This window comes from Shewanella sp. OMA3-2 (genome assembly GCF_021513195.1).
Taxonomy (GTDB): Bacteria; Pseudomonadota; Gammaproteobacteria; order Enterobacterales; family Shewanellaceae; genus Shewanella.
Genome location: NZ_CP090974.1, coordinates 2,960,491 through 2,972,048, shown reverse-complemented (window position 1 = coordinate 2,972,048; position 11,558 = coordinate 2,960,491). Strand labels below are relative to the sequence as shown.

The window sequence follows — 11,558 nt, the reverse complement described above, 5'->3', positions numbered from 1 at the left end:
GGCTCAATAGATAAAGCGGCTAAAAACTAAAGATTAACTGTTTTAGCGATTATTGCAGCTTGTTGCACAGCCGCATCACCACTGACAAAGTCATCTAACTCACCGAGTTTACCCTTGTGGTATAAGCTCACCATCGGTTGCAATAAAGTATCCACTAACTGGCCAAATGTGGCCTGACTAAAATCATCCGGAAAAGTGAATAAACGTTGATGATGTGGCTCAAATCCTTCCCCTAATTGTGTTTGCTCGTCTCGCCACTGTTTTTGTGCCGCATGCAATTTTTCAGTGTGCGTGCCGTCGGTTTGTGCATAAAGCCAGGCTGTACGGGGGGCAAAACATAATGGCTGACGTTGGCCATTAATATAAGTTTGTACAAACTGACTCAATTGTAACTTGGCTTGCTCGGCGGTACACGGGGCAAAACAATGAAAATGGCCCATGTCTAACAAGTAACTGTATTTGATAATACCTTGTGCATTAAGGCATAAATGGCGGATAAAACACTGAACTAAATCTCTGCCGTGGGCGGTGCCAGGTCGATAATTAATTAAGCCTTTAGGGCTAACATCATCGATGCGTCCAACCAGGTTTAAGTGACTTAAGTGCTGATTGTCAGGTGAGTTGACTTGCATAGTTAGGTCGATATCAATCGATTCGCTGGTTTGCTCATCTTGTAAAAAATGTATTCGATTAATCAAAGGTGCTATATCGCGTTGATATTGCGACAATAAAATATCATCAAATGGAGCCATAGGTAAGCTACCACTGGCTTTGAGTTGATTAAGTAGCTCAATATCGACGTCACTGTTAGTTTGACTTAAAGCTGAGTCGATAAGATTAGATTGTAATTTATAGCGACCTAAACCATCTAAACTAAAAGGTTCGTCATTATCATCGGCTTGCAAATTTAAGTTTAAGTCAACTTTTAGACTACGGTTGAAGAAAAATTGCGCCGGATTACGGAAAAATCGAATTAATGCTGACAGCTCTAGTTCATCACTTTGGTTGCCATTCTGTTGGCTTTGATTACTGCTCAGTTGACCATTTTTTTCAGCAATAATCGGTTGCTGTGGGTTGAAAAAACGTTGATCGTACTGTTTATCTAACGGCGGAGGACACCAACGCTGATGATAACTTTGTAAAGGGCTACCTTGGGTAAATAATTTATGATCAAAGGGTTGCAGTGGCTGAGCTTGAATAAGTTGCTGGCTTACCGCTTGTTCAATTCGCTCAACATCATCTTCGGTTAATGTGTTGCTTGATAAGTGCTGCGGCAGATAACTCATTTGGCAGAACTCAACTAACTCTGAAATCAGCATTGACGGAATACGTTCTGCATTGTCACGTTCGCTGTGGCCAATGTAGCTAACATAAAGTTGTTCACGCGCTGAAAGTAGTGCCTCTAAAAATAGATATCTGTCATCTAATCTGCGTGAACGGTCGCCTTTTTGAGCGCCAAAGTGCGCCATTAAATCAAATCCGACAGGATGCTGTACTCGCGGGTAAACGCCGTCGTTCATGCCCAGCAAACACACAATTTTAAATGGAATTGAGCGCATAGGCATTAAGGTACAAAAGTTAACACTGCCGGCAAGGTAGCGCTGACCCACGCGTGAGTCATTTAAGGTTTGATTAAACCATTGCTTGAGTACTTCAATATTAATCTGAGCTTGATGACCCGCTTCGATAAGTTCATCTGATAGGCAAGCAAGCGCATTTCTGATGGTGAGTATTTGGCTTTGCTCATCGTCAACGGTTTGGTAAAAGTCTTCAATTAATTGGTTTATTTGGCTCAGTCTGTCGGCTGTTGAGCTGGGCTTGAAAAAAGCCTGGGTGTGATCGTCAATCGCTTCTAAAAAGTTAAGTAATTTACCCAAGGCTTGTGCTGATTGGCCTTCAACGCCACTGACGGGTAATATTCCTTGATACATAGCGGATTGATCATTAAGTGCATAACCCAAAATTAATCGCTTAATACCAAATGACCAAGAGTTTTGCCCAAAGGCCGGTAAGCCTAATTGAGTGCGGCTGTTTGCATCCCGTCCCCAACGCACATTGGCATGATCTAGCCAACGCTTAATAATATTAAAGTCATCTTCATCTAATTCAAAGCGTCTTAAAATTGCTGGCACTTCTAAAATAGACAGCACCTCTGTTAATCCAAAACGGCTTTGGTTGATATTAAGTAGGGTTAAAAAACTATTAATGAGTGGTGACTCCTGGGCGGCGCCACGGTCAGCAATAGCATAGGGCACCGCAAGTTGCCTTGGCATTTTTGCGGTGTTATTTGGATTAGAGGCGTTAGCTCCGCGCTGAAAATTGGAGTAATACTGGCTGTTTACTGTGCCAAATACCGCATCAATATAAGGGGCGTAGGCGGCAACATCGGGCATCATTACCACAATGTCTTTTGGCTCTAAAGTGGGATCTGCATCTAATAAGCTTGCGATATGATCGTGTAATGTTTCTACTTCCCGCAGTGGGCTATGACAGCTGCGCAGGGTAATAGAGGTGTCATTATTGTTAAGTAAACGGCGTTTTTCAATTTGCTGATACAAATTAGCATCTGGCCCTAATGCTTGTCCTAGGGTTTCCATTTGTAAAATATCATATTGAACCCCGTGCAATAGGTTATTCGGGGTGGGCTCGACATAACAGTCGTAGCTAAAATTGGTGTTTTCAGGCGGCAAGCTCAATAGCAAATCTAATAACTCACGGCCCATTTTGCCATTGTTGGCCAGTATTGGGTTCCCTACCTCAAGTTTGTCTTCCCAATCTTCGGCAAGTTGTTTTTTATGGGTATATTTTAACGCCATTCTGGCTCTGACTTTAGGGTCGATAATGTCGCCCCAATAGTGCTGACAAGGACTGAGTGCCAGCATGACCACTTCAATACGCTGGGCCAGTGCATAAATAACGTCTAATGTTTGTGGTGGCATTGAAGAAATACCAAACACAAATAATCGGCTGGGTAACATACTGATATTGGTTGTAGGCTCAGCTAATGCGTTCAGTAATGACTGGTGTAAGTTTGCTCGGTGATATTGGCTAGCCTGTAGTTTGGTATCGTTGTAATCCACTAATGCGCGCCAAAGCTTAGGCTGCCATAACTGGTTTTCATCTAAGTTAAAACGTGGGTTTAGCTCGGTCAGTGGGTGGTTGTTTTCCCATGCTTGGATCCAATCTGGGCGATACACCAAATACTGGTCAAAAATATCGGCAATGCGATTTGATAGTTGATACAGCTTAATAGCGTCTTGTGAGTTGGATGAGGCGTTATTCTCACTTTCCAAATTACCATTGGTTAGATAGTGCTGCAAAGGTTGGTAATCGGCATCATCAAGTAAGCTTGGGATTAAATCCATTAGCTTCCAGGTCATCGCCGCTTTGGTAAAGGCGTTTTCCTTTGGCACATTGGGTAATAATTGATGGCAAAGTTGCCAAATAAAACTAGACGGTAAAGGGAAGGTGAGTGCTGCCGCTATTTGGTTATGTTTAGCCACTTCTAAACGCAGCCATGTCGACATGCCTGGGCTTTGTACTAACACTTGCTCGGTTGTAAGCAGGCTAGTATTAGGCAAAGGTGTTGCCAGCATTTTAGCTAATTGCTCAGACAAGACTTCCATTTGATTGGATTGAATTAATGACAGCATAGGGCACTCACAATAGAACATCTCATGCCATTCTATGGGGTTAGCTCGCTTGCATCAACGACTAATATAATAATGTTATTTCAATTGCTTAATCATTAGCAGTTTGAACCTTAATGTCCAATATAGACGTGTGTATTGGCGTAAGTGTTGCTTATGTTGCGGCGCTGAAAGAGGCTGGTATTTTAATGCAACAAAACAAGCGGTAAACAGATTAAATTGCTGCAGTAGTTGCGGCTGAATGTCATTTAGCTCAAGTGCTAATTGTTGCACATAAGCTAAAGGTGGCTGCTGCTGTGGGCTGTTAATTCCTTTTAAGGTTAACAGTTGGGTTATGGTTTTATAGCGGCGGATCAGTAAATCTTGTTTTGGCTTAAGCTCAAATAACCCGGCAAAGTAAGCAATAAATAATAAGATAATCAGCAGGCATATCAGCATGGCAATGGCGATTTTACTGGTGCTGATATCACCAAGTAACTTTTTCAACACCTGCTGTTTACGTTGCTCATCAAAGCCTAACACCCATACGCTCCAGTAATAGTCCATGCTGGCAATTTGATTGCGTATATCGTTTAACCATGGGTATTGCTTCAGACGTAGGCTACTAAAAGGACTGTCTAGTAAGTAGCTAGATTGGCTGTCAAATGTGGCATCAAAGCCATCTAAAATACGTTGTGGCGCTATCATGGCCGTGGGGTCAAAACGCTGCCAGCCTTCACCTTCAAACCACACTTCGGTCCAGGCGTGGGCCATATATTGATAAATACTGTAATAGCCAGCTTTAGGGTTGTATTCACCGCCTTGATAGCCGGTTACCATATGGGCTGGGATACCGCTGGCTCGGGCTAAATACACCAAAGCAGAAGCGTAATGGGCACAGAACCCTGCGCGGTTTTTAAACAAAAAGTCATCAATCTGTTCATCACCCAGTACGGGGGGGCTCAGTGTGTAGTAATAGGCTTGCTCGGCAAAGTAATTCATCATGGCATTAATACGCGCTTTAGGCTGCGGATATTGCTGACTAAACTTTTGTGCTAAATGCCTGGTTTGCGGATTGGCATTTTCAGGTAAAGCAAGATTGATGCTACGGATATTGGGGCTTAAGCTTTCATCCATTAGGCTATTAGGGTAAGACACCACTCGATAACTTTGACGTTGTGCGACTGGCCGCATGGCGTAAAGGCTGTAGTCGGATAATTCTACAATATTGCTGTCTTGACTAAAGGCTTGGTCAAGCCCGTATAGCCAGCGCTGGTGGCTTGGCTCGCTAATAACCACATACTCTAGTGGATTGGTTTTTTGATTGTCGTCCTGTGGTAGGGGGCGGTTAAATTTTTGGTAACGTGATTGACCTTGTAGCTCTTTTATATTCGAGTCTTGTCGCCATGTTTTCCCATCATAGCTTTCCATCACTAATGTGCGCCAATAAAGGTCCGCATTTTTTGGGCCTACTGTGCTGCCGTCAGCGTTATCAAAGCCGACTCGAAATGCCAACTCATCAGAGCGGGTCAGTTTACTGATATCACCAAATGACATTTCATCTGATAAGCCGGTTTTGGCCGCTTTCATACTGGGGACTAACCACAGAGGGCCTAGACGAGGAAATACCACAAATAAAACTATCGCCAGAGGCATACTTTGAAGAATAATTTTGACACTAAAATGTAAGTTTGCGAAAGGTTTTCTTTTATCTTGATAAACACTGACTAGCACGCTGGTATTGATAATGGCGATAAGGGTTAAGTGTAAGGTGTTAATAATGGCCTGTTGATCTAATAAGGTCAGCGCAATAATAAAATAGCCGACTAATACTACGGTTTTAACATCTCTAAGCTCACGCATTTCAATGTACTTTAACGCGTAACCCAAAAGCAGCAGGTTAATTAGCGCATTTAACAGCCCAATTTGTGATGATACTAACCCTAAGGTTACCGCGGCCGCGATGGCTAAGCCATTAACTAATATTTTAGGCGGTGCAGCCACTTTGCCGTAATAAATGCCCATGCGCCAGACAAAACAAATCGCGCAGATTGCGGTGGTCCATGCGGTTGCGTGTGCAAATTGAGGCGTAAGCACAGCGACATTAGTGATTAATAACCAAAACAGGGTATTACGGCTGATGATACTGTCAAAGTTATCGTGCATCATCGCCTCCTGATGCGGGTTCAGCATTCATATTAAAACTTGGGCGGTACATAGCGATGGCTTTTTGGCAGGCTATTCGATGACTTTCACCACTACTTTGACCTAAGGTGCTGTTATTTAATATTAAGCCAAACACTTGGTTTTTTTGAGTAAGATAGTTAACTTGCCAGCAAAGTTTACCCAGTTTTTGTTCTAAATCTTGGCCTTGGGTATCATCAAGTGATAACCAAACTGGTGAGCCCTCGGGTTCATTAAACTCTTTAGTTAACATGCCTTTGCCCTGGGCCCATTGTTTCCATGCCACTTGTTTTAAAGACTCACCTGTTACATAGCCGCGCAGCCCTGTGTAATCATCGACCCCAGGGCGAATTTTACCATGGTTGATATCATTATTAGCATCACTTGTTTGACTGGTTAAGCGGATATCGCATTCCAGTGGTTGTGCAAAAACAACCTGATGTAAGTCGAGATCAACATAGGACCAGGCTTTAAATAGCCCTAATGGAAAATGTGACCAAACTTTAATCCGCCCGGGCGTTAATAAACCTCGCTTGGGTTGAGCATATTGCACAGTAGCAATAGATTGATCTTCGGTTTGTTGCAGACGCACATGGCGCTGACCACTAAATTGCAGGCAGATTTGTTGATGAGTCGTATCACGGTATTTTTGTTTGCTATGCCCGGTCAACATTATCGGAAAGGAGTGTGTTTGTCCGGCGTAAGCATCGGCAGGAGTGATGGCGTTAAAGGTTAACCTGGCTAGATTTTTGTAACTGTATATAATACAGGTATGAAAAACGCTGGCCAGTAATAAGCTAAGCCCAATCACCAAGTTGTTTTGGTAGTTGGTGCCAAATAAGTACAGCAAGACAATCAGTGCTAACCAAGCCAAACCAAACGCACTAGGCAGAATAAAAATACCCTTGTGGCTTAGGGTGACTCTTTCTTGTGGCGGTAATCTACGGCTTATCCAGCGGGACCATTTTTTTTGTACAGAGTTGGGAATAAACCGCATTACCCAGCTTTGCCGCTCGGGTGGGTTAGGATTAACTTGACGACTTTTACGGCTAAAAATCATTAAAGAATGGGATTAACGCTGGCGAGAAGCGTATCAGACAAGGCTTTACCTTGAAACTGTCCATGGGTGCTTATTCTGTGCTCTGCAACAGCATGGAATACCGCTTGAATATCTTCGGGCACCAAATAATTGCGTTGTTCTATGACTGCCCAGGCTTTTGCTGCTTGCAGTAGGGCTAAGCTTGCCCGAGGTGATAACCCGCTGGCCTGGTTTTGTTGACGAGACAATTCGACAAGTGCTAATAGATATTTAAGTACCGCATCGGATGCCGAAACCTGATTAACTTCCGTTTGTAGCTTAATTAATTCTGCAGAGGTTAAACATTGCTGTAATGGGGGACGTTTATGGCCGTGTTGTTGGTTTTTTAGCATGGTCATTTCAGCTTCTGCGCTGGGGTAGCCAATCGATATACGCATCATAAAACGGTCTAATTGCGACTCTGGCAGCGGAAATGTACCTGATTGATCCTGTGGGTTTTGGGTGGCGATAACAAAAAACGGATTAGGCAAAGAGTAGGTGTGAGCATCTTGAGTAATCTGTTGCTCCGCCATGGCTTCTAGTAGCGCACTTTGGGTTTTAGGACTGGCGCGATTGATTTCATCGGCAAGCAACATTTGATTAAATATCGGCCCCTTATGAAACTCAAACTTTTGCTGGTTTTGATCAAAAATGGATACCCCTAGAATATCAGCAGGCAACATATCACTGGTAAATTGTATTCGTTGGTAACTCATGCCTAAGCTGGTGGCAATACCATGGGATAAACTGGTTTTACCCATGCCAGGTAAATCTTCAATTAACAGGTGTCCCTTGGCCAAAATACACGCAACCGCTAACTTTATCTGCAAGGGCTTGCCAAGCAAAACATATTCAAGTTGACTGATTAGCTGTTTGATTGCGCTATGGGACACTGTTAATCCTCTCTTGTTTTTATATTAGTTGTAATAGCTGTTTATTCAATTGACCTTTTCAACGATTGTTTTAACCCTGGTTTGCTATCAACTCAAACTGAGGCCTTAATAAGCGTAATTCAGTTCTTGTTTGGTAAACATATCGGCTTTCTGATTGTCTTGTTGTAAGTAAATCATTCGATAACTTAATACCGCTTGAACATATTCACGGGTTTCAGTGTAAGGGATAGTTTCAATAAAACTCATTGCATCTAATGACCCATTCGATACTTTTAACCAACGTCTTACACTGCCTGGGCCTGCATTATATGCCGCGGTTGCCAATACACGATTATTACTAAATTGCTTTAGTAGCTCTGAATAGTAGGCACTGCCTAGCATGACGTTAACGCTTGGCTTGTATAAGTCTTTTACGTCGTTAAAGGGAATTTTGTTCTTTTGTGCAGTTTGTTTGGCTGTTGCAGGCATTAGTTGCATTAAGCCTCTGGCCCCCACACCTGAAGTCGCATAGTAATTAAATGCACTTTCACGGCGTGAAATAGCCCTAATTTCATTAATATCGACTTTGTATTTTTTGCTGGCAGTAACAAACTCTTCATTGGCAGCATTAGGGAAACGCAGATTTAATGCGTTCCATTGTTGTCCTTGAATACTTGATTCTACACTTAAGTCATACCAGCCTTGCTCTAGGGCATAAAGCCCATATTCAGCTGTCATGGCTTTATCATGGCGGCGCATGAGGTATATCCACTCTGTGCGCGAATCCAAATATTTATCAATTGCTCTTAGTTCGATGACTCTAGCCATTCCTGAGTCATCTAATAATTTGGCGCGTAATGCTTTATTTGAGATTAAGTTGTCATCATTAAGTGATAGAGGTTTATTGATCATTTTGGCGGCATTAAAGCCGTAAAAATCCCGTTGCTGAGACAGTCGTAAATAGCTTTCCTGTGCTATTTGGGTATCTTGTTGCTCATTCATGCGGGCTTGCCAATATTGCCAACGAGAGTGATCTTTGCCTTGCTGGCTTAATAGCGCCAAGTAGATGTTTATGGTATTAAAGTCTTGCTGGCGAATAGCCCAACGAAGGCGCATTTCGTATAAGTCATCAGACTCTAATAGCGGTAACATAGCATCAATATGATCTTTTAAAGCTTCTTCTTGATGTATCAATCCACGTCTGACCAGATAATGATTTAATTGACGGCCTTTGATGTCACTGAATCGCCCCGCTTTTTGATATTTAACGTAAAGTTTGGTGGCTTGTTTCAGATCTTTTCTGGCAAGTTTTCTTAAACCAGCATCGACAATATCACTCACAATAGGTTTAGAACTGCTAAATAGCTTAGTATTTCTTAATATATTAGGGTCTTTGTAGACTTTTAGTAGCAGTTCAGCATCGTCACGGTGTTTGCTGACTTTTAGGCTTAAATAGCTTAATAAACTTGATTGGCCTGCATCAAAACTGAGCAGCATTCGTCCCCATATGAGTTCTTGGGTGCGGTAACCCTCATTGGTCCACTGGTTAAACAAAGGATCACATTCTGTTGGTCGAGAGTGACCATAGAGCCATAGTCGCTCAGCGCCTTTATAGGCGGCTGTTTTATCACCTGTAGCTAATTGCGCACGTAAGAAATAACACTGTAAACGCATGTCATTAGGCGTGGTCGGTGAGATAGCTAAAAAATCTTGCCAGCGTTGTGTATTGCCGGCATTCATCAAATAACGATAGCGGGCTGAATTATACAAAGGTGTGGTGTTAAATTTTTCTATTTCGACATGCGCCTTATTACCGGTCATGCGTACTATGTTGTCAATATTGTTGTGATAATCGAGATAGACGGCTAACGGATAATCACCGAGTTGTTGCCTAAGTTGCTGGTAACGACTGGTTTGGCCGCTGTCTAAAGCTTGTTTTGCATCAAGATATTGCTGTTGCTTAACCGTGTAAGCATTGGCTGGGTTGCTAGATAAAATAGCCAGCGCCGTGACAACAAGTAACCTTGTTAGCAGTTTAGATGAACATGTATTGACCCATGTATTACGCATTTAAATGAGAATCTCCGCCTCAGTACATCGTTTGCGATAAAGTGATATAAAATAGTTTTTCGTGAAACTGTTAAAACATTAACAGTATTAAAGCAAATAATTAACTGATGATTAATTTTGCCATATTATCCTTCAGTTTTGTCTAACGATTCATCGAGTGCACGGTTAAGTATCTGCTTATCAAGCTGTTTACTGGTATCTACACCCAAGCGTTGTAAAGTATGCGCCTGGCGGATTAAATTGCCTTTACCTGATGATAATTTAGCCATTGCTTGCTGATAACTTTTATCAGCTGTTTCAAGCGCGCGTCCTAGCTTATCCATATCCTCAATATAACTGCACAATTTGTCATATATTTTAGCGGCTTGTTTAGCAATGGTTTGTGCATGTTGATTCTGATGTTCATAGCGCCATATATTATTAATGGTTCGCAAAGCCACCAACAAGTTAGTTGGGCTAACTAACATAATGTTTTGCTCTAAGGCGAAATTAATTAGGCTGGGATCGTACTCTATCGCCAGTAAAAATGCCGGTTCAACAGGGATAAACATTAGCACATAATCTAAGCTTTTTAGTCCATGTAATTTATGGTAATCCTTTTGACTTAGCCCCTTGATGTGCATTCGAATAGACAGGGCATGATCTTTTAAAGCTTGCAGCCGAACATCTTCATCATCATTGTTAAAGTAGCGTTCATATGCAACCAGTGACATTTTTGCATCAATCACCACATCTTTGTTATCGGGTAAATGAACAATCACATCAGGTTTAAATCGTTTGCCCTCATCATTTTTTAAATCTTGTTGGGTGTCATATTCATGTCCTTCACGCAGGCCACTTTCTTGTAATACTCGTTCCAGTATCACTTCACCCCAATTGCCTTGTTGCTTATTGTCACCTTTAAGCGCTTTGGTCAGATTTATTGCATCTTGGCTCATTTTTAAATTGAGCTCACGTAAATGGTTTAACTGATGTTTTAAGGCGCTTCGCTCAGACTGTTCATGGTTATATGACTGTTGAATTTGTTGTCTAAATCCATCTAACTGCTGTTTAAGCGGGCCGAGTACACCGTCAATTTGCGTGACGTTTTGTTGTTTAAAACTCTCACTTTTTTGCTCAAAAATACGATTAGCCAAGTTTTCAAATTGTACTTTTAATCTTTCTTCAGCCACTTCCAGTAAATTAATTTTATCTTCTAATGCTTTGTTTTCTGCTTCTCTTTTAGCGATGATGGTTTGTTGCATGGCATTCGATTTTGATAGATTAAGCTGCGATTCTAATATTTTTCGCTGGCTATCTTCTAGCTGCTGTTCTAAGTGAGGAATGCGCTCAACTTGCGCCTGCGCTCTAGCAAGCTGACTAATATAAGATTCAAGCTTTGACTGTAGGTGATTTAAGCTATCAATTTTATCATCGAGGACATCTTGAATTTGAACAACTTGACGTTGTAGCTCGGTCAGGGCTAGATCCGCCTCAGCTTGATACTTTTGTTTCAATTGCTCCCAACGTTGGCGGGTCAATCTTTGGTTAAGTAATGCACCTATTAAAAAACTTAGCACACCAATTGCAACCATGGCGGCAATCTGTGGTGGCGTGAAATCAACAACGAATGGCATAACATAACCCTTTGAAATAAAAACTCGATAAGGTTCGCATGCTAAAGTTTGGCCTGCAAGTATTATGGTGAACAATTTAATGTTTTTTCATTGATTCGTTTATTTTTGA

General features: G+C 41.9%; 6 protein-coding genes. All 6 read right to left on the bottom strand.

Features of this window, described 5'->3' with window-relative positions; all coding sequences use genetic code 11:
- Positions 1-26: 26 nt before the first annotated feature.
- The 6 genes from recC to rmuC all read right to left on the bottom strand — a co-directional run bounded on the left by recC (position 27) and on the right by rmuC (position 11,449).
- Positions 27-3,653: an exodeoxyribonuclease V subunit gamma gene (gene recC / locus L0B17_RS13115; RefSeq protein WP_235085406.1), complete on the bottom strand. Its 3,627-nt coding sequence runs from the start codon at positions 3,651-3,653 to the stop codon at positions 27-29.
- 75 nt (positions 3,654-3,728) lie between these two features.
- Positions 3,729-5,795: a transglutaminase family protein gene (locus L0B17_RS13110; protein ID WP_235085404.1), complete on the bottom strand. Its 2,067-nt coding sequence runs from the start codon at positions 5,793-5,795 to the stop codon at positions 3,729-3,731.
- Positions 5,785-6,810 carry a DUF58 domain-containing protein gene (locus tag L0B17_RS13105; protein ID WP_235085402.1) on the bottom strand — a complete coding sequence of 342 codons (1,026 nt, stop codon included), beginning with the start codon at positions 6,808-6,810 and terminating at the stop codon, positions 5,785-5,787. Before L0B17_RS13105 ends, L0B17_RS13110 begins: the two co-directional genes overlap by 11 nt.
- Before the next feature lie 62 nt (positions 6,811-6,872).
- A complete protein-coding gene (locus L0B17_RS13100; protein ID WP_235085401.1) occupies positions 6,873-7,784 on the bottom strand; it encodes an AAA family ATPase in 912 nt (303 codons plus the stop codon).
- 105 nt (positions 7,785-7,889) lie between these two features.
- Positions 7,890-9,833 carry a transglycosylase SLT domain-containing protein gene (locus L0B17_RS13095; RefSeq protein ID WP_235085399.1) on the bottom strand — a complete coding sequence of 648 codons (1,944 nt, stop codon included), beginning with the start codon at positions 9,831-9,833 and terminating at the stop codon, positions 7,890-7,892.
- A gap of 125 nt (positions 9,834-9,958) precedes the next feature.
- The gene (gene rmuC / locus L0B17_RS13090; RefSeq protein WP_235085397.1) at positions 9,959-11,449 is read right to left on the bottom strand and encodes a DNA recombination protein RmuC; all 1,491 of its coding nucleotides are present in this window, start codon (positions 11,447-11,449) and stop codon (positions 9,959-9,961) included.
- Positions 11,450-11,558: the final 109 nt, after the last annotated feature.